Genomic DNA, 24,656 nt, shown 5'->3' on the forward strand with positions numbered 1-24,656 from the left:
CCCGGTATCCGACCCTTGCGTCCCTTGTCAGGTTGACGAGAGGCGCGCCCGGATCAAGGGGCCGGAGCCACGATTTGAAAACACCCGCATGCAGATTTCAAAAACCTGAAATCAGCCCGGGCCTTTGCTGTTTCCAATTGCGAAAAATATCCCGGGGGTGAATGGCCGCAGGCCAGAGGGGGCAGAGCCCCCAAACCGCCCGTCGGCTCAGCCGCCCATGTTCAGGAAGGCGCGGACCGAAGCCTCGAAATCGCGGGGCTTTTCGGCATGCAGCCAATGGCCCGCGCCGGGCAGCTTGGCAAAGCGCGCCTTGGGGAACAGCGCCCGGATGCGGGCGCGGTGTTCGGGCAGGACATAGTCGCTGGTGCCGCCGGACAGGAACAGCGCAGGCCCGTTGAACTGACCGTCGATCTCCGGGAAGGACAGGATTTTCGGCATTTCCGCCGCAAGCCCGTCAAGGTTCAGTTTCCAGCGCCGTTCTTTCAGGTCCAGCGATTGGGTGAAAAAGCTTTGCAACGTCTTGTCAGGCACGTGCCGCGCCAGTTGGTCCGTCGCGTCCGAGCGTTTGTCGACCGAGGACAGATCGACGGCGCGCATGGCCTCGATGAACTGGATCTGGCTGTGGGTATAGGCGACGGGGGCGATATCGGCGACCACAAGGCGGCACACCAGATCGGGCCGGGTCAGGGCCAGCACCATCGACGCCTTGCCGCCCATCGAGTGGCCGACCACATCCGCGCGCCCGCCCTGGGCTTCGATCACCTGCGCCAGATCGCCCGCCATATCGCGATAGCCGTGATCGTCGGACCAGAAGCTGTCGCCGTGGTTGCGCATGTCCGGGGCCAGCACCTGCCGTTCGTCCGACAGGCGTTTGGCGATGACACCCCAGTTGCGCCCCGAGCCATAGAGGCCGTGGACGATCATCAGGGGCGGGTTGGCGGTGGGTGCGCCGTGGATCAGGGTGTTCAGCATGGGGTGTATTTAAGCCTTTGATCGCGGCAGGGCCAGCCCCCGCGCGGGGCGATTGTTTCCGGTATGGCAACGATCTGGGGCGGGATGCGCGCTTGAGCGCGGGCAGGCAAGGCCGCTAGGGTTAACGCCATGCAAATTCAGCGCCTTTTGGCCCGTCAGGTGGCCCGTCTTGAACAGCTCTTGTCCCGCGAGTTGGGGTTGAAGCGTGGCGGTCTGGCCTTGCGCGCACGCCGGGCGCGGGGGCGTTTGCCGCGCGCCGTGCGCCGCGATTTGCAAGAGGTGGCGCAGGCGGCGCATCTGTCGGGGCATCCCCGGATCGCGCCGACCATCGATGCGGCGCGGGTGGACGGAGCCTGTGCCCGCGCGCTGCGGTATCTGGAGGGCGACGCCCTGCGCGAGGCACGCAAGACACGGGCGATCGGGCTGGTGGCGGGGATCGCGGTCAAGGTCTTGATCGTGGTCGGCGTGGTGGTCTGGGTTGTCTGGCGCGGTTTGGCGTAGGCGGCGGCGGGGGTGCTGGTCGCGAAAGTTGGGGCTTTCGGGTTTAGGTTCCTGGAATGACATCTGTGTGGGCTGCCGTATTGGGATTCTGGGTGCCTGGAATGACATCTGTGTGGGCTGGTGATCTTTTGCTTTGCAAAAGACACCCTTGCCCACCGGTCGCGAAAGTTGGGACTTTCGCGACCTAAAAATCCGTGGGGGCGCCGCCTTCGGATCGGCGGCGTTCGACGAAATCGCTGAGTTCCTCGCGAATGGCCGCATCCATGGGTGGGTCTTCGAAATCGTCGAGGATGCGTTTGTACAGCATGTGCGCGCGCTCGGGCGTCCAGACGGCCCCGGCGGATTCCCAGGCCTCGAAGTTTTTCCAGTCGGACAGGAAAGGCTGGTAGAAGGCCTTGGTATAGCGGTCCTGGGTGTGCTGGGTGCCAAAGAAATGGCCGTTGGGGCCGACCTCGGCGATGGTGTCGAGCGCCAGCGCGTCGTCGGAGGTGTCCCAGATCTCGGGCTCCATATAGCGCTGCAGTTGCTGGAGCACCTCGCAATCCATGATGAATTTTTCGGGGCTTGCGACCAGCCCACCTTCGAGCCAGCCCGCCGCGTGATAGACCATGTGGGTGCCCGACTGGATTGCGGCCCAAAGCGAATGTTCGGTTTCCCACATCGCCTGCCCGTCGGGGACGTTGGCGGCGCAGACCCCGGACGAGCGCATGGGCAATCCGTAGTAGCGCGCCATCTGGCCGGTCATCTGCGTGGCGCGCATGTATTCGGGGGTGCCAAAGGCGGGCGCGCCGGATTTCATGTCGACGTTCGAGGTAAAGGTGCCGATTACGCAAGGAACGCCGGGCTTGATGATCTGGGCAAGGACGATGGCGCACAGTCCTTCGGCCAGCGATTGCGCGACGGCGCCCGCCATGGTCACGGGGGCCATGGCCCCGGCCAGCGTGAAGGGGGTGACGACAAGCCCCTGACCGCGCCGCGCCATGCGCATCCAGCCGTCCAGCATCGGCCAGTCGTGTTTGAGCGGCGAGGTCGAGTTGATGTTGGTGTACATATGCGGTTTGGCGTCGAACTCATCGTGGGTCAGACCGCCCGCGATGCGCACCATTTCCATCACGTCCTCGACCCGTTCGGGGCCCAGCGAATAGGCGTGCATGACCTTGTCGGTCAGGGTCAGCTTGTCGAACAGCACGTCAAGGTGGCGGGTGCTGGCGTGCAGGTCCACCGGTTCAACCGGATAGCCGCCGGCAAAGTGGATGCAGTTGAAATACTGCGTCAGCTTGAGCAGGTTGCGGCACATCTCGCGCGTGCCGGACACCTTGGTGCCGACCTCCATGTCATAGTAGTTCGGCGGCGAGGACACGTTGCCGAATAGGATATGGCGGTCACCGATGGTGATGGTGCGGTCGGGGTTGCGCGGGGTAATGGTAAAGCTGGCCGGGGCCATGCCGACATATTCCATCACCATGTCGCGCCCCATGCGGACGTTTTCGCCGTTTACGGTGCAGCCAGCCTTGCGCAGGATCTCGACCGCTTCGGGGTTGAGGAATTCGATGCCGATCTCTTCGAGGATGCGCATGGTGGCATTGTGCATCCGTTCCACCCCTTCGGGGGTCAGCGGTTCGGTGGGGCGGTCGTGGTTGACCGGCAGGCGCCAGGGCATTTGTTCGATGGCGGCGGTGCCACGGCGCGTCGCATGTCCGGCGCGGCCGCCGCCGCGGCGGCGTTTGGTCATTGCGTCTGAATCGCTCATGGTGTCCTCCAAAGGCGGCTTTCCCCATGAACACACCGAGGGCAGGGGGCGTGCCTGCCCGATAGCGACGGGATCAGTCGTTTTCGGGCGACAGGCTGGCCAGCCAGCCAGGAAGGTGGCCGATGTCGGGCAGGACCACGTCGGCAAAGGGGGCCAGATCGGCGCGCAGGGCCGGGCCGGTCAGCACCCCGACACAGCGCATCCCGGCGGCGCGGCCCGCCGACAGGTCATGCGTGCTGTCACCGATCATGGCGATGCTGGCGGGGGCCTGGCCGATGGCATCGGCAAAGGCCAAAAGCGGCCGAGGGTCGGGTTTGGCGCCAAAGCCGCTGTCAAACCCCGCGATGAAATCAAAGCTGTCCAGAACGCCAGCCGATGTCAGGTGACTGCGGGCGGCGAATTCCGTGTCATTGGTCATCACGCCAAGGCCATAGCCGCGCGCCCTGAGATCGCCAAGGAACGGGGCCAGCGGCACGGTGGGGGCCAGCGGCGCATTGGCGGCGCCCTCGGACAGGATCGACTCGATCGTGGGCAGGTCGTATTCGGGCAGGGCGGGGGCAAAGGCCAGCGCCGCGTCGCGGCTGGTGCCTGCGATTACCGGGCTTTTGGGGTGAAAGCTGTTCGTGGTCAGATCAAAGCCCGCGCTGGCGGCGATGGCGGCGCGGCGGTCAGGCTGGCCTGCGGAAAACCGGTCGATCATCGCCAGCGCCCAAAGGTTCCATGTCTCGCCAAAGTGAAACAGCGTGCCGTCCTTGTCGAACAGCAGCGCGGTGATCGGCGTCGTCATGTCCAATGCACCTGCCCGCCGCCCGGAAGCGCGGCGCGCGCCCGCATTGGTGCGTCATAGGCCAGCCCTGCGGTGTCGCAGAATTCGATGATCCATTTGTCGTCCATCAACAGGAAATCCAGGATCGAACCCTGAAAGGCCGGATCTTGCAGGTTCTCGCGAAAGTCGCCTTCGGAGGCGCCGGTCGCGCCCAGGAACACGGGCAGGATTTCGTCGTTCGACGCCAGCCAGGCCACGGCCTGAAGGCCGATGGTTTCGGCGGTTTCACGAGATAGTGTCATTTCAAAGGATTTCCGAAAGGGTTTCTTAACCAATCTCAATCAAATCTGAGAAGGCAATAAAGTGCAAGCGCAGTCATGTGCCTTGCGTAGGGTGATCAGGATGACAGGACGGATTTTGGTAGTCGATGCGGTGCCCACAAACCGCATCATTCTACGCGTCAAGCTGTCTGCGGCCTTTTACGAGGTGTCGCAGGCGGCCAGCGGTCGTGCTGCACTCAGTATGTTCCGCAGGTCGCGGCCCGACATGGTCATTGTCGCCGCCGATCTGCCCGACACCACGGGCCGCGCGTTGATTGCCAAGCTGCGGCTTGCGGCGGGCGATCCGCGTCTGCCGGTTGTCCTGCTGCACGATGACGCCAGCGCTGACGAGCGGCTTGCCTCGCTTGCGGCGGGGGCGGATGACGTTTTGTCCAAGCCGCTGGATGATCTGGTGATGCTGGCGCGGCTGCGCTCGCTTTTGCGGGCCCGCGACGCAGAGGCGGAGTTGCAACTGCGCGACGATACCCGCCGCGCGCTGGGGCTGGCCGAACAGGTGAGTGAATTCGAAACGCCGGCGCTGATCCGGCTGGTGCCGACAGGCAAGATGCCGGTGGCGCGGTCCTTGCAGGCCGAATTGCGCCACCGCATGACGGACCAGATCGAGCTGACCCCCCCGGACGAGGCGCTGCGTTTCAAGAAGGTGCCGCCCGATGTCGTGGTGATCCTGGAAGGCGATGGCGCGCAGGGGGCGGGGCTTTCGCTGCTGCCGCAGCTGCGATCAAACCGCGAGATGCGGCATGCGGCGCTGATCTATGTCGCCCAGCCCGATCAGCGGCAAGAGGCCGCCAGCGCGCTGGACATGGGCGCCAACGACCTGCTGGGCGCCGGCCCCGACCCCGAGGAACTGGCGCTGCGCCTGAAAAAGCAGATTTCGCGCAAACGCACGAATGACCGGCTGCGCGCCAACATGCAGGATGGGCTGCGGGCGGCGGTCTGCGATCCGCTGACCGGGCTTTACAACCGGCGTTATGCCCTGCCGCATCTGAACCGGCTGGCCGAACGGGCCGAAACCCAGGGGCGCGACTATGCCTTGCTGCTGCTGGACCTCGACCACTTCAAGTCGGTGAACGACACCCATGGCCATGCGGCCGGGGACGCGGTGTTGCAGGCGGTGTCGAAACGGCTGATCGACAACCTTCGGGCGGCGGACCTGGTGGCGCGCTTTGGCGGAGAAGAGTTCCTGGTGGCCATGCCTGACGCCACCCGGGAACGCGCCCGCATGACGGCCGAGCGGCTGTGCCGCCTGATGGAGCAAAGCCCGCTGGCCCTGCCCAATGGTGAGACGATCAAGGTGACGCTGAGCATCGGGGTCGCCATCGGCAAGGCCGGTCAGGGCGACGAGCCGGCGGCGCTGATCGAAGCGGCGGACCGGGCGCTGTATGCGGCCAAGGACAAGGGCCGCAACACCGTGGTCATGGGCGATACCGTGCACCCGCTGCGGCCGCGCGCCGAACGCCCCAGGGCGCTTGCCCCCAGCATCAAGGAAACCGGGCGCACCGCCAACGGCCGCTAAGCGCCGCGAACGGCGCGCGCTTGCCTGCCCTTTGCCATCCGCAGTCCAGCATCAGCGAGAGCTGTCGCGTTTCCAGCGCTCGCGGCGGGCTTCGAGGCGGGTGATCTCTTGGGCCAGGCGCTGGGCGTAGGCCTCGCGCTCTTGCGGTGAGAGGGCGGCCAGATAGGTGCTCAGGACCTGTTGGCCCATGGCCTGGCGGTCCGCGGTGCGGGCGCCCTGGCGTTCCAGGATCGCCGCCATCGCCGCCGCGTCAAAGGGTTCCGATCGCAGCACGTCAAGCGCGGCGCGGTAGTCCAGCGTCAGGTCGTCGCGCGCGCCGTCCTTGTCCTTGCGGGTCAGATAGCCGTCGCGCAGGGCGCGGCGCAGGTCGTCGCGCTGGCGTTCGTCAAAGGCGCGGGTGTAGGGCGTCACGAAATCACGGCTTTCGTGGCGATCATGCGGAGAGCCGCCGCGCAGCACCACGCCTGCGGCCATCCCGGCAATCGCCAGGTTCAGCGCCAGCGAGGCGAACAGAAGCACGCGCAGCCAGGGGCGCATGCGGGGGGGTGTCGGGCTGTCTTTGTCTGCCATGTCCTAGCCTTCCATCATCGCCAGGTCGAACCCCGACAAGGGATCGACGCCCAGCGTGTCCAATTCGGCCGCATCGGTGCCGATGAAGGACGAAACGCCCGCCGGCGGGCTGATGCCCAGCCAGAGGCCCGCGGCGCAGGCCGCCGCCAGTCCCGCCATCGCGGGCCAGCCGCCAAGCGCCTGTTTGAGTTGTGCGAACAGCCCCGGGCCGCGCGCTGTCCGGGCGGCAGGGACGGGGGCGGGCATGGCGGCCAGCGCCTGGGCCTCGATCCGCGCCATGAAATCGCCCGAGGGCAGGGGCGTGTCGGCCCGTGCCGCATCGAAATAGGCATCCAGCCCAAGGTCGGGGCCGGTCATCGGTTTGTCGTGCTTGCGCTCAGTCATCGTCTTCAAACCCCAGTTCGGCCCGACGCCCCGACAGAAGCGCCTCCAGTGCCTTTTTGCCCCGCGCTGTCAGACTTTCCACCGCGCGCGGGCCGATGTCCATGATCTGCCCGATCTCGGGGTTTGCCAGCCCCTCGATGTGGCGCAGGATCACCGCCTGACGCTGCCGGTCGGGCAGTTGGTCAAGCGCCTCTTGCAGGGCCAGCGCGCGGGCGCGGGCCTGCATCCCCTCAGCGGCCGAGGGCGCCTGATCCACCGGTTCGGGGATCGCGTCCAGGTCGGGGCCGCTGCGGTTCTTGCGCATCCGGTCGATGCACAGGTTGGCCGTCACCCGGTACAGCCAGGTGGTGACCTTTGCTTCTCCGTTGCGCCAGCCGGGCGCCACGCGCCACAGTTTCAGCAGCACTTCTTGCGCGACATCCTCGGCCTCGGCGCGGTCGCCTTTGAGCATGCGGTAGGCATGGGCAAAGACGCGCGGGCCCAGACGTTCGGTCAGCGCACGCGCCGCCATGGCATTGCCTTCGGCATAGGCCGCCAGCAGCTCTTCGTCGCTGCGATCGCTCAGGGCGTCATAGGGCATCGTGTCCATTTCCCCGCGCTACCCCGCCTGACGGCGGGGTGCAAGTTCTGGTCCCGGGCCGTTGTCGCGCCGTTCCGACCGTTTGGGGCCGGAACGGCGCGGGGTCATTGACCCGGACGGCCCGGGCCGGGATCAACCGCGATCAGCGCATCCACCAGGGCGCGCGATCACCGTTGCCCCCACGGTCATGGCCTCGCTCAGCACCATGATCGTGTCCGCGGGCGTATTTGCCGCCACCGCGTCCGTCGCGGTCGCCGCGTTTGCCCATCATGCCACGCGCCTCTAGCAGTTCCTCAAGGCTGACTGCGCCATCCTTGTCTGCATCCAGACGCTGCAGCATCATCTGGCCGGGGCCGCCTGCGGTGGCTTCCTCGGCGCTCAGCTTGCCGTCGCCGTCCTTGTCCAGCGATTTGACCATCGCTTCGGTCCGGGCGGCGCGGCGCTGGGTTTCGCGCTCGGCGCGCATCTGGTCGGCATAGGCGGTCATTTCCTCGGCGGAGAGGAAACCGTCGCCGTCACTGTCCGCCGCGGCAAAGCGGGCGGCCTTGGCAGCGTCGATTTCGGCCTGGGTGATCTTGCCATCGCTGTCAGTGTCGAATTTCTCGAACATCTGCTGCATGCCGGCGCCTTGCTGCCCATCCGACGCATAACCCCGTGCATGGGCGATCCCTGCGGTGCCCATGGTCAGAACCAGTGCGCCGGTGATCCAATAGCTTGCCTTCGTCATGTCGTAACTCCTGTCTGCTCGCATCTTTGCGGGTTGACGATCCACCCTGTGTCGGGCGTCTCTGCAGGCTTTCACGGCGCAGGTGGCGGGTTCCGTCGCTGATTGGCGGATTTTTTCGGCAAACCGGATCACGGCTGCGTGATTTGCGACATCCGGACGCAAGGACATTTTGGACACTTCATTTCATTTCTTGGCGCCCGCATGCTGAGGACTTCGATCCATGAGGCTCCTATGACCGACCAAAAGTCCCCCTCTGAACGCGAAACCTGGCCTGCCGTCTGGAAGGGCTGGCGCAGACGCTGCCCCAAGTGCGGCTCGGGTCCGATGTTGTCGGGATACCTGAAGGTGCGCGATCACTGCCCGGTCTGCCGCGAGGACCTGCATCATCACCGCGCCGACGATGGCCCGGCCTATCTGACGATCCTGCTGGTCGGGCATTTGATGGCGCCGCTGCTTTTGATCGTGTTCGAAACCTTCCGCCCCGAACCGCTGATCCTTTTCACGATCTTTGCGGTTGGATGTGTCGGGTTGTCGCTTTATCTATTGCCCCGACTGAAAGGGGTGATCGTGGCCTTCCAATGGGCGCGCGGCATGCATGGATTTGCGCCCCCTGCCTGATGACGATGGGGGTGGCATGAGCGCCGCGACGACACAAGTGCCTGACAAGACCGCCATTCGGAACGCCTCGACGGTGATCGTGGTGCGTGATCGCGGGGCGCGTCCCAGCGTGCTGATGGGGCAGCGCGGGGCCAAGGCCGCCTTCATGCCCAACAAGTACGTGTTTCCCGGCGGTGCCGTCGATCCGGCGGATGCCAAGGTGCCGCTGGTCCGCCCGCTGCCGCAGCTGTGCGCGCAGCGCCTGACCGAACAAAGCCCGCCGGACATCGCACAGGCGCTGGCCGCCGCCGCGGTGCGCGAGCTTTGGGAAGAAACCGGCCAGATCCTTGGCGCCCCCGGTCCCTGGCCGACGGCGGTTCCGGACGACTGGCTTAGCTTTGCCGGCACTGGCCACCGACCTTCGGCCGAGGCGCTGCAATTCGTGTTCCGCGCGGTGACGCCCCCGGGCCGGCCGCGCCGCTTTGATGCGCGGTTCTTCCTGGTCGATGCCGAGGCGCTGGCCTCTGATCCGGACGATTTCGACGCCGCCACCGACGAGCTGTCGCACCTGCAGTGGATTCCGCTGGCCGAGGTCCGCAGCTTTGATCTGCCCTTCATCACCGAGGTGGTCCTGGCCGAGGTAGCCGCCCGCCTGCACGAGGCCGGGCCACCGGATTCGGTGCCGTTTTTCCGCAATGACGATGAACAAAGCCTGTTCCTGCGGTTGCGCGGAAGACCCATGACCGACTAGGCGGCGCGGGGCAGCGGCGGCACAATCAGTGAAATTCGTCGCAATTGTATATGTTACGCCACTGTTAAGACTGCTGGGATAAGACGACCTTAAGTAAAGGGACGTCGTTTCCATATGCATGGCCTTATCTTCAAAACGCTCCAGGTTTTTGTCCAGGATACATACGGGCAACACACCTGGGAGGAAATCGCCGCCGAGGCCAAGCTGGACTCGGCCGATTTCGAGGCCATGCTGAGTTACGAACGGAAAGACCTGAAAGGCCTGGTCAAGGCGTCCGAGCGTATTCTAGGCAAACCCTGCAGTCAGTTCCTGGAAGATATCGGCACTTACCTTGTCTCGCATCCCAATCGCGAAGGGTTGCGGCGGCTTTTGCGGTTTGGCGGCGTCAATTTCATTGATTTTCTGCATTCGCTGGACGAATTGCCGGGGCGGGCCCGCCTGGCAGTGCCGAACCTGTCCCTGCCGGAAATGGAATTGGAGGATATCGGGGCCAACCACTTTGTGCTCGAACTTGCCGGCGACATGCCATCCTTTGGGCTTGTGATGATTGGGGTTCTGCGCGCAATGGCAGACGATTATGGCACGCTGGTGTTGCTGGATCACAAGGGATTGGACGGGGATCTGAAACAGATCGAAATCACGGTGGTCGAAACGGAATTCGCCAAGGGCCGCGACTTTGAACTGGGCGGCCGCGCCACGACTGCAGGGGGCACGGCATGACCGTTTCGGCGGATGTTCTGCGTCAGCTATGCCCGATGCACGTGCTGCTTGATGCCAGCGGCACCATCCGTCAGGCCGGGGCCACGCTGTACAAACTGAATATCCCGGATCTGGATGGCGCGGCCTTCTTCGACCTGTTCGAGGTGCATCGCCCAAGGTCGGTCACGACGATGCAACAGCTTTTGGCCACGCAGGGCGGCAAGTTGCATCTGCGATTGCGCAACCGTAAGCGCACGCAGTTGAAGGGGATGCTGGTCGCAGATGGCAGCGGCGGCGCGGTCATCAACATGTCTTTTGGCATTTCGGTGGTCGATGCGGTGCGCGACTATGCGCTGACCAGCACGGATTTCGCGACAACCGACCTGGCAATCGAAATGCTGTACCTGGTCGAAGCAAAGACCGCAGCGCTGAATGCCTCGTTGCATCTGAACACGCGCCTGCAGGGCGCCAAGACCGAGGCCGAGGAGCGCGCCTATACCGATGGGCTGACCGGGTTGCGCAACCGGCGCGCCATGGACCGAACGCTGGAAAAGCTGTGTCGCAGCGGCCAGCCCTTTTCGCTGATCCACATGGATCTCGATTTTTTCAAGCAGGTCAATGACACGCATGGCCATGCGGCGGGCGATCTGGTGCTACGCAAGGTGGCCGAGATCATGCAGGAGGAAACCCGCAAGGACGACACGGCCGCCCGGGTCGGCGGCGATGAATTCGTCCTGATCTTTCCCGATCTGATCAGCCAAGACCGGCTAGGCGGGTTGGCGGCACGGATGATCGCCAAGATCGAACAACCGGTGTTTCACGACGGTCGCACCTGCCGCGTGTCAGCCAGCATCGGAATCACGATCAACCCGGGCGCGCTTGCTGACCCCGAACTGGTCCTGGAACAGGCCGACCAGGCACTTTACGCGTCCAAGCGGGCGGGGCGCGCGCAATTCACCTTTTATGATCCGGCCGTGCATGCCCTTGATGTTAAATCAAATTCGGCCCTCGCCGGAGAATGACAATTTTTCCTGTATTAGGGGCTTGATCCCCGCCAATCACCATCGTACATACCGCGCCACGGTTGGGGTGTAGCCAAGTGGTAAGGCAGCGGTTTTTGGTACCGTGTACCGTAGGTTCGAATCCTACCACCCCAGCCAGTTTCACTAGAAATTAAAGTGAATTCAGGCGCTTAGCCTGTACCGGATCGTGGCTGTGTCACGCCGGGATGTTGGTGTGACACAGAGTGTAACACAATCTGTGCATCACAGGCCCTCCGCGGCTCACCCGAAACCCCGGGTTTGCTTGCCGTGAGCAGAAAAGTTAAGGATTGCCCTCTTCAGGCCTTGCGCGCCCGCCGATGTGTTTCCAGGCCACAATGGATATGGCCGCCCAGACGCCTGTTCGCAGGACCATCGCGCCGACGGTGCGCATTTCAAAAGCGCCGCCTTGCAGGACGTGTAGGCCGAAGGCGAGCGACACCAAGACCGTGCTTGCCAGAATGGCAATCGAGATCCAGACCGCCGGGCGATGCCGCAGGTACAGCCCGATGCCGGCCACGACATAGAAACCCCCGGCGAGAAAGTTGAACCACAGCACGAACGACACAGCATTGCCCACTGCCGCACTGGCCTCGGCGCCCCCAAACAGGGCGCGGCCACCCGAAACGATGGTCAGCGCCCCGAAAACGAGCGCCACCAAGGCCGCGATCAGAAGGCTGGTATTTCTATCGGCGATCATCTTCCTTGTTCCTTGTTCCTTGTTCCTTGTTCCTTGTTCCTTGTTCCTTGTTCCTTGTTCCTTGTTCCTTGATGCGCCGCGCCGGCAAGTGCCGGTATCCTACTTTTGGAACACATACGCCCCCGGTGCGTCGGCTATGGCCGTGTAGCCCGCTTTGGGCGCGCCCATTGCTGGCGGCGGCGTCAGAGCACTCGAATGCCCGTCAAGCCAGGCGACCCATGCCTCCCACCATGATCCTTGCTGCTTGTCAGTCTCTGCTGCCCAGGTCTGAGGGTCGACGTACCGCTCCATCGGGCCTTTTGTTCCGATTTGATAGGTTCTGTGCGGGTGGCCGGGTTCGCTGACGATGCCGGCGTTATGCCCGCCACTGGTCAACGCAAAGGTCACCTCTGTATCGGTCAGTGCCTTGATCTTGAACGCCGAGGGCCAGGGCGCGACGTGGTCTTTCTCTGTGCCGACGGCAAAGATCGGTGCGCGGATATCAGACAGCGCCACAGGACGGCCGTCGACTTCAAAGCGCCCTTCGGCCAGATCATTGTTGAGGTAAAGTTTGCGCAGATATTCCGAATGCATGGCATAGGGCATCCTCGTGCCATCGGCATTCCATGCGATCAGGTCATTCATGAAAGGTTGCTCGCCTTTCAGATAACTGCCGGTCACCCGTGACCACAGCAGGTCATTGGACCGCAGCATCTGGAACGCCCCGGCCATCTGCGTGGTATCAAGATAACCCTGTTTCCACATGATGCTGTCCAGAAAGGAAAGCTGGCTTTCGTTGATGAACAGTTGCAATTCGCCGGGTTCGGTAAAGTCGGTCTGGCTTGCCAGAAGTGTCAGCGAAGCAAACGGGTCGTCCTCGCCCCGCGCCAGCGCCGCGGCAGCAATGCTTAGCAACGTGCCGCCAAGACAATATCCGGTGGCATGGATCTTTTGACCGGGAACGATCGCCTGGATCGCGTTGAGCGCTGCCATCACGCCCAGCTGGCGGTAATCGTCCATCGTCAGATCGCGGTCGTCTGCATCAGGGTTCTTCCATGAAATCATGAAGACCGTGTAACCCTGACCCATCAGGTATTTCACCAGCGAGTTCTGCGGTGAAAGATCCAGGATATAGTATTTCATGATCCAGGCCGGGACGATCAGGATCGGCTGCGGGTGAACCGTCCGGGTAAGGGGGGCGTATTGAATAAGCTCGATCAGGCGGTTGCGGTAGATCACCTTGCCCTTGGTCACGGCGACGTCCCGACCCGGCTGATAATCCTCGGTGCCATCGGGGGGCGAGTCGGTCATCGCCATTTGCAGGTCTTTCAGGAAATACTGCGCGCCCTTCACCAGGTTCATGCCTGCGTCTTCACGTGTCTTGCGCAAGATCTCGGGATTGGTGAGCAGGAAATTCGAGGGTGAAACCGTGTCAAGCACCTGACGGGTCAGAAACTGCAGTTGCCGCTCATGCTCGGCCGTGACCCCGGGAACGCCTGTGACTGCATTGTGCCACCACTGCTGCTGAAGCAGAAAACCCTGATAGAGAATATTGAACGGCTGCATCTGCCATGCGCTGTCGGCAAAGCGTTTGTCCTGCGGCAACGGTTCGATGCAGGGCTGGTCCGTGTCGGTCGAAACCGAGCATTCGATCGCGAACCGGCTTAGACGGCGAGCCTTGTCAGCGGCCTTTTCCGCAAGTTGCATGCGCTTTCCCGGTGCGGCGGCAATGTGAATGGCCCAGTCGAACCACGCGCCCATCAGCGCGGCAGGCGACAGCCCGTGTGTGAACCGGGCAATGGACGCATGCATCGCGTGATCAAGCGTTTCATGGACAATCGAGTCGGCAGCGCCAGGTTGGCCAGTTTGAGGAGCGGTATCGACATGCGGTGATGCCACTGCTTGCACAGCAAGAGCCCGGCTGTCGTTGGTGGCGATTGGCGCCTTGCCGGGGTCACGAGGTATCGCCATCTTTCCCCCAGTATTCGCGTCATGGGCCTTGCTTTGCGCCACCACCGAATTTTTGGCTTTTTGTTCCATCAGGTAGGCCTTCCAAAACTGGAACGGGGCGGTTCTTTGCAAAAGGCAAGTGCCCTGCTGCACAGTGCATCGGATTCAACCAGCTCACAAGATAGTAATTGCTTACTATCTTTTTTCAAGTCATGCTGGGCGTCATGGTGAAAATTCACCAACTGGCGGCAAGAGGAGGCCATGCCTGCTGACCGGCAAGACCAATATGGAGTTGAACCCATGACCAAAGCCGTCCGGCAAAAGAACCTTCCGGCAGATGAACGGCGCGACGTGACCGTCGAGGCAGTGGTTGCGCTTGCGGCGCAGACCAACCCCAGCGAGATCACGACCGCCGCGATTGCAAAGCACATGAACCTGACCCAGGGCGCGCTGTTTCGTCATTTCCCCAACAAGGAGGCGATCTGGCAATCCGTGATGACATGGGTCGCCGAACGGCTCATGTCGCGGATCGAAAAAGCCGCTGAGGGGATCGGTTCGCCGCTGGAGGCACTACAGGCGATGTTTCTTGCCCATGTCTGCTTTGTTGCGGACCATCCCGGCGCACCGCGTATGCTGTACGGTGAATTGCAAGGGGCGAAAGCAACGCCCGCAAAACGGCTGGCAAGCCAGATGATGCAGCAATACGCGGCGCGGGTGCGCCATCTGATTGAAGCCGGAAAGGCGCGGGGCGAGCTGCATCCAGAACTGGACACCGAAGCCGCAGCCACGTTGTTCATCGGCACGATCCAGGGGCTTGTGATGCAGTCCCTGATCTCGGGCGACATGGCGTGGATGCGCAGCGAAGCGCCGCGCGTCTTTGCAATTTACCGGCGTGGCATCGCGTGGTCTGCCCCGCTTGGGCGGTCCGGTTTGAAAGATGGTGCATGATTGGCCTGTAGCCCATCGGGATAGTTGCCTCAGATGCTGGCGGTCGATAATCCGGAGCGCTGTGGGGCCGCACGGTAATGTAATGGCGGCGCCATCGTTCAATCAGAAGCTGGGCCTTTCTGAGCGAATAGAAGACCTCGCCGTCGCGCGGCGCACGACGTAGCCGTTTTCCCAAGGGGAGCCCGGCTTGGAGTATGCGCTGTTGCACCGAGCGGCCGCGATCCATGCGCGGACCTTGATTGCGGTGAACGCTGGGCCGAAGCACGTTGGGAAAAAGCGCTGCTGAGCGGTTTTGGCCACAAGCGCGGCCTTCGTTACACGTCCAGGTGTCCTATGTTGGCGGGTCCATCCAATGTGGCCGGAATGCGATCAGGTCGGCGAAATAGACAAGCAGGTTTGCGTGCAACTCCTGCGCGCCGATTTCTTGCAGCCGGGACAGCACCTCAAGCAGAACTTCATAGTCATGCAGGATGGGCGCGCGGCGGGTGAGCACCCAATCCTCGACAAAGCCGATCAAAACATCGCGTGGCACATCTTCGCGCGGCAAGAGCAGGCGCAGGCTCTGGTCCGCTGCTTCCTGCATGGCGGATTTGTCGACTTCCCCGCCGCCCTGCACGTAGTCGAGAATTTCCGCCTTCCGCCACTCCTCTTTCCAGATGTATTGGTAGCCTTCGGCAAACCGCTCTTCCAGTGGGTCGCCGGGCGGGCTTGGCGAAAAGAGCGCGCGCAGGATCGTAAAGGGATCTTCGACCCCGAAATGAAAGATATTCTCGATCAGAAATTCGCGCTGGTCCCTTTCAGCAGCGTCAAGGGCCAGAACAAAGCGCCTGCGATCAGCGCCTATCGCACGGGCCAACGGAACATAGAACTCATCGCGAACACCACGGTCAAGGATGGGATAGACGGAGGCGTCTTCGGCCAGATCGGTGTAGTATTGATCGACCATGCGTTGCATCAGCGCCGGGGTTTCCTCGGCGATCTCAATGATCAACGTCCGGTCCAGTCTCCGGATTTTTGAACGCTCCAGCCGCGCGATCAGATCAATCCGGTCTGCAATCTCCAGACGCGATCCCAATTGCGTGTTGAAGGTCTCAATCACCTGCCCTTCGAAATCGTCAGGACCGCGACTGCGGTGCCCCTTGTGCTGCGCCAGCTCCGGGTCTTTCAGCATCTCTTCCAGCACGGCGTCCACCGATTTGGCTGGGCTGTCGGTGGGGTTGTCGGGCTCTAGCCCGGTGTTCGCAGCGTCACGCCAAAGCCCAAGCGTTCCAAGATCGTTTTCCAATGTCTGTTCAGGGTCTTGGGCCACCTCGCCATAAGGCGCGCGGACAAATTCGATCTTTACATCAGTCGTGGTGTCCATGCGCACGCCGTCAATCTGCAGCATGAGGGGGCGAATTGCGCGCTCGAGCTTGAGTGAAAGATTGCGCGCCAGCGGCGTGTTCGTCCGTAGGTCATGGATCACATAGCCCGAGACATTCTCGACCCGCCAGGGAGAGAGCGACCAATTCCCCCAGACCGCGGCATGTCGGCTGTGCGCGACCCTGACGATGACGTCCGCAACGCGCGCGACGTTTTCCTGATTGGGGCGCGCCTCATGAAGGACGCCTTGCCTGCGCTCATACACCTTGCCGTCAATGCGAAGCCATTCAAGATCGGTGTTGCGCTTGAGCGCCTCTACCGCGGGTCCGACGATGCCCTGAACCTCGTGTGTGCTGCGCGGGGACACGACTTCTATTGAGCGCACCTGAACCGGGCCTGTCGCGGAAAAGGGCGGGTTCAGCAATGGCGTGCCTTGATGGGTAGGATCAGGCACCCAACTGGGAAAGGACACTGCCAACGCCAAAGTCACAGCTGCGATGCCGGCCCCAATCCGCCAATTGAACCAGGCTCCCAGCGCGGCGGGGGCGAATGCGACGATCCAAAAGGACAGGAAGAGTACCGGCGGGACAAGGAAAATGCCAAGTCCCATGGTGATGGCCAGAAAAAACGCCAGCAGACCGGGAACCTGCAGAACGAACAGAATAGCCAATGCCAGGCCTGCGACCATCAGATAAACAGAAGCAAAAGCGCGCATAGGCAAACCTCGAAACCACATGACCCCGTTTCACGCCCTATTCTGGCAAAAATTTGACTCCTTTGGGGATCATCGAAGACCCACCTTGGCACATTGATGCCGTCGGTGGGCGGTCACATCATCAGCGCCGTCTAGGATCGAAAATCCCAGCGGGTGGTCTCACGGTGTGAGGGCTGACCTCATCACCCCGAAACTTTGCGACAAACCCAGCTTGGTACCCGCACGATGGGTATCTTATTCGCTGCGGCCGTCAGGGAGAGCCACCCGATCAGCTTTTGGAAGACCTGACAGTCAGGCCGGGTCGCCCACCAACGCAGTTTTTGCCGGCCCCGTGACACACGGCGCCGGCGCGGGACATCATTCGTAGGCACCAGCAGAATAGGTCAGCTCGTAGCTGTGGCTGTAAAGCTCGAAGACGATGCCGAAGGGGTCTTCGACGTAGACCATCCGATAGGGCTTGGACCCCGGGAAGTATTCGCGCACCGGCATCCGCTGCCGCCCGCCGGCTTCGACGATGCGTTGGGCCAGACCTTCGACATCCGGGTCCTGCACCGCAAAGTGAAAGGTGCCGTGGCGCTTGTGCTCAAGATTGTCGTCGGGCGCGTAGTTGCCGGGGAACTCGAAGATCTCGATGCCGATACCGTCTGCGGTTGACAGGTGCGCGATCCGAAGCGACCCCCATCCCGGACCAAAGACATCCGTGCACATCACGCCAATGGCGCTGTCGTCCTCGACGGCCTCGGACGGCGCCATCACGACGTAGAATCCGAGCACGTCGGCGTAGAATTTCACAGCGGCTTCAAGGTCCGGAACGGACAGCCCGATGTGGGAAAAGGTGCGGGGGGTCTGGGTCATCTCATATCTCCGATGGCTTTGCTTTGATGCCGATATGGATTGCGCATGCTGTTTTGTGAAATTATCAATATGCATATGAATCCAAATGCAGTGTTATCATCCAATGCTCAACGCCACCTGGCTCGAAACCTTTACCACGCTTTGCGAAACCGGGCATTTCACCCAAGCCGCAGCGCGGCTGAACATGACCCAACCGGGTGTGAGCCAGCATCTCAGGAAACTCGAACAGCAGGTCGGGCAGGGGCTGGTCAGTCGGCAAGGCAAGAGTTTCACCCTGACCCCGGCGGGCGAAGCGGTTTTTGAGCTGGGTCTGTCGCGCCGCGCCGAGGAGAAACGCCTGCGCGACGCCATCGAGGCAGACGACCGGGACGCGGGGCCGGTTCACATCGCATGTTCGGGCAGCTTTGCGATGCTGCTTTATCCGATCCTGCTGCCCTGGATGCGCGCCGCGCCCGATCTGAGTGTTCATCTTCAGGCCGCGCCGCAGGCCGAGATCCTGGCAGGGCTGCTGGAAGGTCGTTTCGACCTGGGCGTGCTGGCGGCGGACCCTAACCACGTGCGGCTGGAGGCCAGACACATCGGACGCGAAGAGCTGTGTCTTGTCCTGCCGGCGGACACAGCCGACACGCCAATGGCTTTCGCCGATCTCGAGGCTCGTGGCTTCATCGCGCACCCCGACGGCTACGGCTATGCCGATGACTTGCTGAGGCTGAATTTTCCGGACGACTACCCCGGTGCCGATCGGCTTAGCCTGCGCGGTTCGGTCAACCAGATCGGTCAGATTCCTGCCCCCGTGGCCAAGGGGATCGGCTACACGCTTCTCCCCAGAAGCGGTGTGGAAGCTTTCGCCGACAAGGCGAGCCTCTCTGTCTTCCCGCTTCCCAAACGCCGTTGGCACGAGCTGTGGCTTGTGATGCGCCGCGGTCGCCGCTTGTCGGCGAGGGCGCGCCATGCGCGGGACATGATCGCGCAAGCGGCTGGCCAACTTCGGTGAACGCATGGGTATCCGGTTGAAACGATAGTCCAACACGGTACGCGGACACCCCCACAATTCTTTCGGGCTCAATAACATTCACAGAGGCGGAACAGAGACCAATCCCCGCGCTGTTCGTATGCGACTTCAAGCGCATTCCTTGAAATGTGGAAGGATGCCCGACTGTCGAAACATCACGGCAGGGCGAGAGGCGCGCAGGTCATCCAAGGATCAGGCGCAAAGGACGGCCGGCAGGACTTTTGCGGTCAGGCCTGCGTCTGCCGCCGCATTTTCGCGCCGCGCAGGCCGTTAGCGGTGTTCTTCGCCGGGTTTTCCCGTGTCGCATGGGCATGTTTTCAACGGCGCGTGACACGCGCTTGGTTGAACTGGCCTGCTTCTGCCGCTACGTAGGCGTGGGACAACGAAAAAAGACAAGGCCATACCATGAGCCACCAGGGAACGCTCCTTCTATTGATCGCAGTGCTGCCCTTTGTCGGAGCGCTGTTGCCGGGGTTGATGATACGGGCAGGGCGCACGGTCAGTGCCATATCGACGGCCGTGCCGACCTTTCTTGCGCTCACGATGCTTGTCGTCCTGGCGCCGGGCGTGCTGCGCGGCGAGATCGTGCAGGCCGAAATCGCATGGTTGCCGCAGCTTGGGCTGTCTGCCTCGTTCTTTCTGGACGGGCTGGGCCTGCTGTTCGCAGGGATGATCCTGGGCGTTGGCCTGCTGATCACGCTTTACGCACGGTTTTACCTGTCGGGCGACGATCCGATGGGGCAGTTCTATACTTATCTTCTGCTGTTCCAGGGCGCGATGCTGGGCATTGTCCTGTCGGACAACATCCTGCTTTTGTTGATTTTCTGGGAACTGACTTCGCTGTCCTCCTTCCTGCTGATCGGCTATTGGAAACACCTGCCCGAGGGGCGTCAGGGCGCGCGCATGGCGCTGGCGGTGACCGGGGCAGGCGGGCTTGCCATGATTGGCGGCATGCTGATCCTGGGCAACATCGTGGGCAGCTACAACCTGACCGACATCCTGCAGGCGGGTGATCTGATCCGCGCGTCCGAATGGTATCTGCCGGCGCTGATCCTGATCCTGCTGGGGGCCTTCACCAAGTCGGCGCAGTTCCCGTTCCATTTCTGGCTGCCGCATGCCATGGCCGCGCCGACACCGGTTTCGGCCTATCTGCATTCGGCGACCATGGTGAAGGCCGGGGTGTTCCTGATGGCGCGGATGTGGCCGGCGCTGGCCGGCACCGACGCCTGGTTCTACATCGTCGCGACCACCGGGCTGGTGACCATGGTGCTGGGCGCCTGCATCGCGCTGTTCAAGGATGACCTCAAGGCGCTGCTGGCCTTTTCGACGGTCAGCCACCTGGGACTTTTGACGATGCTTCTGGGCTTTGGCACCCAGGCCGCTGCCGTGGCGGCGGTGTTTCACATCATCAACCACCTGACCTTCAAGGCGGCGCTGTTCATGACCGCCGGGATCGTGGATCACGAAACCCATACCCGCGACATCAAGCGGCTGGGCGGGCTTCGCCACCTGATGCCGATCACCTTCCTGATCGGCACGGTCGCGGCCTTGTCGATGGCGGGTATTCCGCTGTTCAACGGTTTCCTGTCCAAGGAAATGATGCTTGAGGAAGCGTCGCACACCAACTGGATCAACAGCCCCTATGCGGTGCCGGTGCTGGCAACCATCGGCGCGCTGCTGTCGGTGGCCTATTCGCTGCGCTTCATCTTTCATGTCTTCCTTGGTCCGGTGCGCGACGATTACCCGAGCAAGCCGCATGATCCGCCCTTTGGCATGTGGGCCGCGCCTGCCTTGCTTGCGGTGCTGGTGGTGGTCATCGGGGTTGCGCCCTTCCTCGCCGAAGGCGTGGTGACGGCGGCGGCCAATGCCGTGACCGGGGCTGACCTGCACCCGCATCTGAAAATCTGGCACGGGGTCACACCGGCGCTGTGGATGTCGATCGTCGCGGTGATCGGCGGGGCAATCCTGCTGTCGCAGCACCGCCTGTTCGAGCGGCTGTGGAACGCCGCACCAAGGCCCGAGGCCAAGGCCATCTTTGACCGGCTGGTCGCGGCCATCGTCGCCGCGACCCGTGCCATCACCGAGCTGAGCCACAATGGCGCGATCAGCCGCTACCTGGCCATCTTTACGGTGACCTCGGTGGGTGCGGGCTGGATCGCCTATTCCTCCAGCGGGCTGTCCGCCCCGACCCGCGGGTTGCTGCCTGTGGCGCCGATCGTGGTGGTGGGCTGGATCATGTTGATCGTTGCCACCCTGTCGGTCGTGACCATGCATCACCACCGGTTCCGCGCGCTGGTCCTGATCGGGATCATCGGGCTGTCGATTTCCGCCGGCTTTGCCTTTTTGTCGGCGCCTGACCTGGCGCTGACGCAGATCTCGGTCGAGACGGTCACCATCATGCTGCTGCTGCTGGCGCTGCATTTCATGCCCAAGGTCACCCCGCACGAAAGCCCCATGGGGCTGAAGCTGCGGGACGGCGCCATTGCGCTGGGGGCCGGGGGCGGGGTGGCCGCGCTGGCCTATGCCTTCATGATGCGCGATATCGAGACAATTTCCGACTACCACCTTGCCAACAGCTATGAGGGCGGCGGCGGGACCAACGTGGTCAACGTCATCCTGGTGGATTTCCGGGGGTACGATACCTTTGGCGAGATCATCGTTCTGGGGATCGCCGGCCTGGTGATCTATGCGATGATGCATGCCTTGCTGGAAGGTCCGGCGGGGCGGCGTCTGAAGAACACGGATTATTCGCAGGACCGGTCGCGCGACCGTCACCCGCTGATGATGGTTGTCGTCACCCGCGTGCTGATGCCCATCGCCATCATGGTGGGGCTCTACTTCTTCCTGCGCGGTCATAACCAGCCGGGCGGCGGGTTTGTTGCGGGCCTGGTGATCGCGATCGCGCTGCTGATGCAGTACATGGCATCGGGCTTTGCCTGGACGCAGGAACGCCAGCGGATCGAATACCACACCCTGATCGGTCTTGGCGTCGTGGTTGCGGCCCTGACCGGGGTGGGGTCCTGGCTGGCGGGCCGGCCGTTCCTGACCAGCGCCTATACCTATGTGTCCCTGCCGCCGATCGAGAAATTCGAACTGGCCACGGCCATGCTGTTCGACCTTGGCGTGTTCCTGACGGTTCTGGGCGCGGTCATGTTGATGCTTTACAGCCTCAGCCGCATCGCCCGCTTTGCCGGCGAGACGGTGAATGTCGAAGCGATGGACTATGACCCGGGCGAAAGGGCCCAAGAACAAGCAGAGGCGGAGCGCTGAGATGGAGATCATCGTTGCAAGCAGCATCGGCGTTTTGACCGCGGGCGGGGTCTACCTGCTTTTGCGGCTCAGGACCTTCCCTGTCATCCTTGGCCTGGCGCTGTTGTCCTATGCGGTGAACGTGTTCCTGTTCGCCAGCGGCGGGCTGGCCATCGACCAGCCGCCCATCCTGTCGAAATACGGCGATGCAAGCTATACCGACCCGCTGCCGCAGGCCCTGGTTCTGACGGCGATCGTCATTTCCTTCGGGATGACGGCCGTGCTGGTGATGATCGGGCTTGGCGCCTATCTCGAGGCGGACAGTGACCGGATCGACATCGCCCAAGACGATGACGACGCCCAAGCCGAAAATGAAAGGCCCGCATGATGCACTGGATCATTCTACCGGTCGTTCTGCCGGCGCTGCTGGCTCCGATCATCGGCTTTGTCATGCGCCACGACATCACGCTGGCGCGCATCGCGTCGGTGTTCGGCACCGGTTTGCTGCTGGCGATTGCGCTGGGCCTTGCGGTCATGGCGGCGGATGGGTCGACCCATGTCTACCGTCTGGGCGACTGGCCCGCGCCCTTTGGCATCGTGCTTGTGCTGGACCGTTTGTCGGCGCTGATGGTGCTGTTGACCGCATTGCTGGCGCTGATCGTCCTGGTCCATGCCATCGCCACGGGCTGGGATGCGCGCGGGCGGCACTTCCATGCGCTGTTCCAGTTCCAGCTGATGGGGATCTGCGGCGCCTTCCTGACCGGCGACATCTTCAACCTGTTCGTGTTCTTCGAAATCCTGCTGATCGCCTCTTATGGTCTGATGATCCATTCCGGTGGCAAGGAGCGGATCCGCGCAGGCCTGCAATACGTGGTGATGAACTTGGCGGGATCGACGCTGTTCCTGTTTGCGCTGGGCACGCTTTATACCTCGACCGGGACGCTGAACATCGCGGACCTGGCGGCGCGCCTGCCTGAAATCCCGGCCGAGGAATCGTCGCTGGTGCGTGTCGCGGTGATCCTGCTGATGATCGTCTTTGCGGTAAAGGCGGCGCTGTTCCCGGTGCATTTCTGGCTGCCCGCGTCCTATGCCAACGCGCCTGCGCCAGTGGCGGCGCTGTTCGCGATCATGACCAAGGTCGGCGCCTATGCGATCTTGCGGGTCCATACCACGGTATTCGGCCCCGGCAGCCCGGGAACCGAGGACCTGGCCGGGACATGGCTGTTTCCGGCGGCCATCGTCACCATAGCCATCGGCGCCTTTGGCGTCCTGGGCGCACGCCGCCTGATGCCGCTGATCGCCTATTCGGTCATCGGGTCCATGGGCACCTTGCTGGTGGCGGTCGCGGTGTTTTCGGCCCCTGCGACCTCGGCCGCGCTGTACTACATGGTCCATTCGACCTTTGCCGCGGCCTGCCTGTTCCTGATCGCCGATCTTGTCGTCACGCGGCGATCCTCTGACGCGCTGAGCCCGCAACCCGCGACGGTGCAGAACGGGCTTTTCGCGGCACTGTTCTTTGGCGCGGCCATTGCGATGGCCGGGATGCCGCCGCTTAGCGGGTTCCTGGGCAAGCTGCTGGTGCTGGATGCGATCCGGCAGCCCGGCCAGATGGGCTGGGCCTGGTCCGCGATCCTGATCGGCTCGCTTTTGACCATCGTCGGGTTCGCCCGCGCCGGGACGGTCCTGTTCTGGAAATCCACCGCGACCGCCGGTCCGGTCCTGGACGAAACCGCCGAGCTTGACGCCGCGCAGGACCTGCCGGCCCCGGCAACGGTGGCACAGGTGGCGCCGGTGATGCTGGCGCTTGCGATCCTGGGGGGGCTGGCGATCTTTGCCGGGCCCGTGTCTGCCTATCTGCAGGACACCTCGGCCCAGCTGTTCGATCGCCAGGGATATGTCGATGCCGTTCTGGCCCCGGTTGAGGAGCGCTGATCCATGCTGACCCGTCTTATCCCGCATCCGCTGCTTAGCCTGACGCTGGTCCTGGTCTGGCTGGGCCTGGTGAACACCTTTTCGCTGGGCAACCTGATCCTGGGCGCGGTCTTTGGCCTGATCATCCCGATCTTCACGGCGGCCTATTGGCCGGACCGCCCGGCCATCGCCCGCCCTCTGAAGGTTGCGGAATACATCCTGGTGGTGATGTGGGACATCGTCGTGGCGAACGTGCAGGTGGCCATGATCATCCTGTTCAAGCGCGAAAAGGACATCCATTCGCAGTGGATCCCGGTGCCGCTGGAGCTGACCTCGGCCGAGGCGATCACCGTCCTTGCCGGGACCATCACGATGACGCCGGGAACGGTGTCGGCGATGCTGGCGGTCGATGGCAGCGCGATCCTTGTGCACTGCCTGCACACCGATGATCCGGACGCCGTGCGCGACGAGATCAAGGCCCGCTATGAACGCCGCCTTCTGGAGATCTTCCCATGATCGAATACGCCCTTTATTTCACGGTCGGCTGCTATGGCGTCGCGCTTTTGCTGAACCTTTGGCGCATCGCCGTCGGCCCCGACGCGGCCGACCGCATCCTGGCGCTGGACACCATGGTGATCAACGTGATCGCCCTGCTGGTGCTGCACGGGATCTGGCGCGGTACCGCGATGTATTTCGAGGCCGCGATGCTGATCGCCATGGTCGGGTTCGTCTCGACGGTTGCCTACTGCCGCTTTCTTCTGCGCGGCGACATCATCGAATAGGG

General features: G+C 63.0%; 25 protein-coding genes, 1 tRNA gene and 1 pseudogene. 14 read left to right on the forward strand and 13 right to left on the reverse strand.

The annotated features are described in order from the left end of the window. Positions 1-207 precede the first annotated feature (207 nt). Positions 208-972, reverse strand: coding sequence for an alpha/beta fold hydrolase (locus tag QF118_RS08595; protein ID WP_282302215.1), 765 nt, complete (start codon positions 970-972; stop codon positions 208-210). Between the two features lie 129 nt (positions 973-1,101). Between QF118_RS08595 and QF118_RS08600 the strand changes: the two genes are divergently transcribed. Further along, positions 1,102-1,473, forward strand: coding sequence for a hypothetical protein (locus QF118_RS08600; protein ID WP_282302216.1), 372 nt, complete (start codon positions 1,102-1,104; stop codon positions 1,471-1,473). A gap of 184 nt (positions 1,474-1,657) precedes the next feature. Here the strand turns inward: QF118_RS08600 and QF118_RS08605 are convergent, their stop codons facing one another. From QF118_RS08605 to QF118_RS08615, 3 genes are all read right to left on the reverse strand, one after another. Continuing rightward, a complete protein-coding gene (locus QF118_RS08605) occupies positions 1,658-3,223 on the reverse strand; it encodes a trimethylamine methyltransferase family protein (protein ID WP_282302217.1) in 1,566 nt (521 codons plus the stop codon). A gap of 73 nt (positions 3,224-3,296) precedes the next feature. After that, the gene (locus QF118_RS08610) at positions 3,297-4,010 is read right to left on the reverse strand and encodes an HAD family hydrolase (RefSeq protein WP_282302218.1); all 714 of its coding nucleotides are present in this window, start codon (positions 4,008-4,010) and stop codon (positions 3,297-3,299) included. Beyond that, on the reverse strand, positions 4,007-4,291 hold the full coding sequence (locus QF118_RS08615) for a DUF3572 domain-containing protein (RefSeq protein WP_282302219.1): 285 nt from the start codon (positions 4,289-4,291) through the stop codon (positions 4,007-4,009). Before QF118_RS08615 ends, QF118_RS08610 begins: the two co-directional genes overlap by 4 nt. Positions 4,292-4,391: 100 nt before the next feature. On the opposite strand from QF118_RS08615, the gene QF118_RS08620 reads away from it, so the two are divergent. After that, on the forward strand, positions 4,392-5,843 hold the full coding sequence (locus tag QF118_RS08620; protein WP_282302220.1) for a diguanylate cyclase: 1,452 nt from the start codon (positions 4,392-4,394) through the stop codon (positions 5,841-5,843). A 51-nt stretch (positions 5,844-5,894) separates the two neighbouring features. Here the strand turns inward: QF118_RS08620 and QF118_RS08625 are convergent, their stop codons facing one another. The 4 genes from QF118_RS08625 to QF118_RS08640 form a co-directional block, all read right to left on the reverse strand. Then, a complete protein-coding gene (locus tag QF118_RS08625; RefSeq protein WP_282302221.1) occupies positions 5,895-6,413 on the reverse strand; it encodes a periplasmic heavy metal sensor in 519 nt (172 codons plus the stop codon). A gap of 3 nt (positions 6,414-6,416) precedes the next feature. Next, positions 6,417-6,797 (reverse strand): hypothetical protein, encoded by a 381-nt coding sequence (locus tag QF118_RS08630; RefSeq protein WP_282302222.1) that lies wholly within the window; start codon positions 6,795-6,797, stop codon positions 6,417-6,419. After that, on the reverse strand, positions 6,790-7,377 hold the full coding sequence (locus QF118_RS08635) for an RNA polymerase sigma factor (RefSeq protein WP_282302436.1): 588 nt from the start codon (positions 7,375-7,377) through the stop codon (positions 6,790-6,792). The genes QF118_RS08630 and QF118_RS08635 overlap by 8 nt, the downstream gene beginning before the upstream one ends. A 142-nt stretch (positions 7,378-7,519) precedes the next feature. Beyond that, a complete protein-coding gene (locus QF118_RS08640) occupies positions 7,520-8,104 on the reverse strand; it encodes an EF-hand domain-containing protein (protein ID WP_282302223.1) in 585 nt (194 codons plus the stop codon). A gap of 231 nt (positions 8,105-8,335) precedes the next feature. Here QF118_RS08640 and QF118_RS08645 point away from each other — a divergent pair, with 231 nt between their 5' ends. The 5 genes from QF118_RS08645 to QF118_RS08665 all read left to right on the forward strand — a co-directional run bounded on the left by QF118_RS08645 (position 8,336) and on the right by QF118_RS08665 (position 11,311). Then, positions 8,336-8,722 carry a DUF983 domain-containing protein gene (locus QF118_RS08645; RefSeq protein ID WP_282302224.1) on the forward strand — a complete coding sequence of 129 codons (387 nt, stop codon included), beginning with the start codon at positions 8,336-8,338 and terminating at the stop codon, positions 8,720-8,722. 16 nt (positions 8,723-8,738) lie between these two features. Then, on the forward strand, positions 8,739-9,452 hold the full coding sequence (locus QF118_RS08650) for an NUDIX hydrolase (protein ID WP_282302437.1): 714 nt from the start codon (positions 8,739-8,741) through the stop codon (positions 9,450-9,452). A gap of 114 nt (positions 9,453-9,566) precedes the next feature. After that, positions 9,567-10,172, forward strand: coding sequence for a heme NO-binding domain-containing protein (locus QF118_RS08655; protein ID WP_282302225.1), 606 nt, complete (start codon positions 9,567-9,569; stop codon positions 10,170-10,172). Then, positions 10,169-11,173 carry a diguanylate cyclase domain-containing protein gene (locus tag QF118_RS08660; RefSeq protein WP_282302226.1) on the forward strand — a complete coding sequence of 335 codons (1,005 nt, stop codon included), beginning with the start codon at positions 10,169-10,171 and terminating at the stop codon, positions 11,171-11,173. The genes QF118_RS08655 and QF118_RS08660 overlap by 4 nt, the downstream gene beginning before the upstream one ends. A gap of 63 nt (positions 11,174-11,236) precedes the next feature. Further along, a tRNA-Gln gene (locus QF118_RS08665) sits at positions 11,237-11,311 on the forward strand. A gap of 163 nt (positions 11,312-11,474) precedes the next feature. Here QF118_RS08665 and QF118_RS08670 read toward each other — a convergent pair. Both QF118_RS08670 and QF118_RS08675 read right to left on the reverse strand, forming a co-directional pair. Next, a complete protein-coding gene (locus QF118_RS08670; protein ID WP_282302227.1) occupies positions 11,475-11,891 on the reverse strand; it encodes a hypothetical protein in 417 nt (138 codons plus the stop codon). Between the two features lie 99 nt (positions 11,892-11,990). Beyond that, positions 11,991-13,910, reverse strand: coding sequence for a PHA/PHB synthase family protein (locus QF118_RS08675; RefSeq protein WP_282302228.1), 1,920 nt, complete (start codon positions 13,908-13,910; stop codon positions 11,991-11,993). 210 nt (positions 13,911-14,120) lie between these two features. On the opposite strand from QF118_RS08675, the gene QF118_RS08680 reads away from it, so the two are divergent. Next, positions 14,121-14,768, forward strand: coding sequence for a TetR/AcrR family transcriptional regulator (locus tag QF118_RS08680; protein WP_282302229.1), 648 nt, complete (start codon positions 14,121-14,123; stop codon positions 14,766-14,768). Here QF118_RS08680 and QF118_RS19825 read toward each other — a convergent pair. The 3 genes and pseudogenes from QF118_RS19825 to QF118_RS08695 form a co-directional block, all read right to left on the reverse strand. Beyond that, positions 14,761-15,026, reverse strand: a pseudogene (locus QF118_RS19825) (integrase core domain-containing protein); the annotation flags it as partial. The gene QF118_RS08680 and the pseudogene QF118_RS19825 sit on opposite strands and share 8 nt — an antisense overlap. Before the next feature lie 73 nt (positions 15,027-15,099). After that, the gene (locus tag QF118_RS08690; protein WP_282302230.1) at positions 15,100-16,866 is read right to left on the reverse strand and encodes a hypothetical protein; all 1,767 of its coding nucleotides are present in this window, start codon (positions 16,864-16,866) and stop codon (positions 15,100-15,102) included. Positions 16,867-17,202: 336 nt separating this feature from the next. Next, positions 17,203-17,700, reverse strand: coding sequence for a lactoylglutathione lyase family protein (locus tag QF118_RS08695; protein ID WP_282302231.1), 498 nt, complete (start codon positions 17,698-17,700; stop codon positions 17,203-17,205). Positions 17,701-17,803: 103 nt separating this feature from the next. Between QF118_RS08695 and QF118_RS08700 the strand changes: the two genes are divergently transcribed. The 6 genes from QF118_RS08700 (at position 17,804) to QF118_RS08725 (ending at position 24,654) form a co-directional block, all read left to right on the forward strand. After that, complete coding sequence (locus QF118_RS08700) at positions 17,804-18,694, forward strand: LysR family transcriptional regulator (RefSeq protein ID WP_282302232.1); 891 nt, start codon at positions 17,804-17,806, stop codon at positions 18,692-18,694. A 423-nt stretch (positions 18,695-19,117) separates the two neighbouring features. Next, entirely contained in the window at positions 19,118-21,982 is a 2,865-nt protein-coding gene (locus QF118_RS08705; RefSeq protein WP_282302233.1) for a monovalent cation/H+ antiporter subunit A, read from the forward strand. Position 21,983: 1 nt separating this feature from the next. Continuing rightward, positions 21,984-22,349: a Na+/H+ antiporter subunit C gene (locus QF118_RS08710; RefSeq protein ID WP_282302234.1), complete on the forward strand. Its 366-nt coding sequence runs from the start codon at positions 21,984-21,986 to the stop codon at positions 22,347-22,349. Next, positions 22,346-23,893, forward strand: coding sequence for a monovalent cation/H+ antiporter subunit D (locus QF118_RS08715; protein ID WP_282302235.1), 1,548 nt, complete (start codon positions 22,346-22,348; stop codon positions 23,891-23,893). The genes QF118_RS08710 and QF118_RS08715 overlap by 4 nt, the downstream gene beginning before the upstream one ends. Before the next feature lie 3 nt (positions 23,894-23,896). Continuing rightward, on the forward strand, positions 23,897-24,388 hold the full coding sequence (locus QF118_RS08720) for a Na+/H+ antiporter subunit E (protein WP_282302236.1): 492 nt from the start codon (positions 23,897-23,899) through the stop codon (positions 24,386-24,388). Continuing rightward, entirely contained in the window at positions 24,385-24,654 is a 270-nt protein-coding gene (locus QF118_RS08725) for a K+/H+ antiporter subunit F (RefSeq protein WP_282302237.1), read from the forward strand. Before QF118_RS08720 ends, QF118_RS08725 begins: the two co-directional genes overlap by 4 nt. Positions 24,655-24,656: the final 2 nt, after the last annotated feature.

The organism is Tropicibacter oceani (assembly GCF_029958925.1).
GTDB classification, from domain to species: Bacteria; Pseudomonadota; Alphaproteobacteria; order Rhodobacterales; family Rhodobacteraceae; genus Pacificoceanicola; species Pacificoceanicola oceani.

What these genes read in the sequence shown, in the direction of transcription:
- QF118_RS08595 (WP_282302215.1), bottom strand. Translation starts at nt 972, where the DNA reads ATGCTGAACACCCTGATCCACGGCGCACCCACCGCCAACCCGCCCCTG.
- QF118_RS08600 (WP_282302216.1), top strand. Translation starts at nt 1,102, where the DNA reads ATGCAAATTCAGCGCCTTTTGGCCCGTCAGGTGGCCCGTCTTGAACAG.
- QF118_RS08605 (WP_282302217.1), bottom strand. Translation starts at nt 3,223, where the DNA reads ATGAGCGATTCAGACGCAATGACCAAACGCCGCCGCGGCGGCGGCCGC.
- QF118_RS08610 (WP_282302218.1), bottom strand. Translation starts at nt 4,010, where the DNA reads ATGACGACGCCGATCACCGCGCTGCTGTTCGACAAGGACGGCACGCTG.
- QF118_RS08615 (WP_282302219.1), bottom strand. Translation starts at nt 4,291, where the DNA reads ATGACACTATCTCGTGAAACCGCCGAAACCATCGGCCTTCAGGCCGTG.
- QF118_RS08620 (WP_282302220.1), top strand. Translation starts at nt 4,392, where the DNA reads ATGACAGGACGGATTTTGGTAGTCGATGCGGTGCCCACAAACCGCATC.
- QF118_RS08625 (WP_282302221.1), bottom strand. Translation starts at nt 6,413, where the DNA reads ATGGCAGACAAAGACAGCCCGACACCCCCCCGCATGCGCCCCTGGCTG.
- QF118_RS08630 (WP_282302222.1), bottom strand. Translation starts at nt 6,797, where the DNA reads ATGACTGAGCGCAAGCACGACAAACCGATGACCGGCCCCGACCTTGGG.
- QF118_RS08635 (WP_282302436.1), bottom strand. Translation starts at nt 7,377, where the DNA reads ATGCCCTATGACGCCCTGAGCGATCGCAGCGACGAAGAGCTGCTGGCG.
- QF118_RS08640 (WP_282302223.1), bottom strand. Translation starts at nt 8,104, where the DNA reads ATGACGAAGGCAAGCTATTGGATCACCGGCGCACTGGTTCTGACCATG.
- QF118_RS08645 (WP_282302224.1), top strand. Translation starts at nt 8,336, where the DNA reads ATGACCGACCAAAAGTCCCCCTCTGAACGCGAAACCTGGCCTGCCGTC.
- QF118_RS08650 (WP_282302437.1), top strand. Translation starts at nt 8,739, where the DNA reads ATGAGCGCCGCGACGACACAAGTGCCTGACAAGACCGCCATTCGGAAC.
- QF118_RS08655 (WP_282302225.1), top strand. Translation starts at nt 9,567, where the DNA reads ATGCATGGCCTTATCTTCAAAACGCTCCAGGTTTTTGTCCAGGATACA.
- QF118_RS08660 (WP_282302226.1), top strand. Translation starts at nt 10,169, where the DNA reads ATGACCGTTTCGGCGGATGTTCTGCGTCAGCTATGCCCGATGCACGTG.
- QF118_RS08670 (WP_282302227.1), bottom strand. Translation starts at nt 11,891, where the DNA reads ATGATCGCCGATAGAAATACCAGCCTTCTGATCGCGGCCTTGGTGGCG.
- QF118_RS08675 (WP_282302228.1), bottom strand. Translation starts at nt 13,910, where the DNA reads ATGGAACAAAAAGCCAAAAATTCGGTGGTGGCGCAAAGCAAGGCCCAT.
- QF118_RS08680 (WP_282302229.1), top strand. Translation starts at nt 14,121, where the DNA reads ATGACCAAAGCCGTCCGGCAAAAGAACCTTCCGGCAGATGAACGGCGC.
- QF118_RS08690 (WP_282302230.1), bottom strand. Translation starts at nt 16,866, where the DNA reads ATGTGGTTTCGAGGTTTGCCTATGCGCGCTTTTGCTTCTGTTTATCTG.
- QF118_RS08695 (WP_282302231.1), bottom strand. Translation starts at nt 17,700, where the DNA reads ATGACCCAGACCCCCCGCACCTTTTCCCACATCGGGCTGTCCGTTCCG.
- QF118_RS08700 (WP_282302232.1), top strand. Translation starts at nt 17,804, where the DNA reads ATGCTCAACGCCACCTGGCTCGAAACCTTTACCACGCTTTGCGAAACC.
- QF118_RS08705 (WP_282302233.1), top strand. Translation starts at nt 19,118, where the DNA reads ATGAGCCACCAGGGAACGCTCCTTCTATTGATCGCAGTGCTGCCCTTT.
- QF118_RS08710 (WP_282302234.1), top strand. Translation starts at nt 21,984, where the DNA reads ATGGAGATCATCGTTGCAAGCAGCATCGGCGTTTTGACCGCGGGCGGG.
- QF118_RS08715 (WP_282302235.1), top strand. Translation starts at nt 22,346, where the DNA reads ATGATGCACTGGATCATTCTACCGGTCGTTCTGCCGGCGCTGCTGGCT.
- QF118_RS08720 (WP_282302236.1), top strand. Translation starts at nt 23,897, where the DNA reads ATGCTGACCCGTCTTATCCCGCATCCGCTGCTTAGCCTGACGCTGGTC.
- QF118_RS08725 (WP_282302237.1), top strand. Translation starts at nt 24,385, where the DNA reads ATGATCGAATACGCCCTTTATTTCACGGTCGGCTGCTATGGCGTCGCG.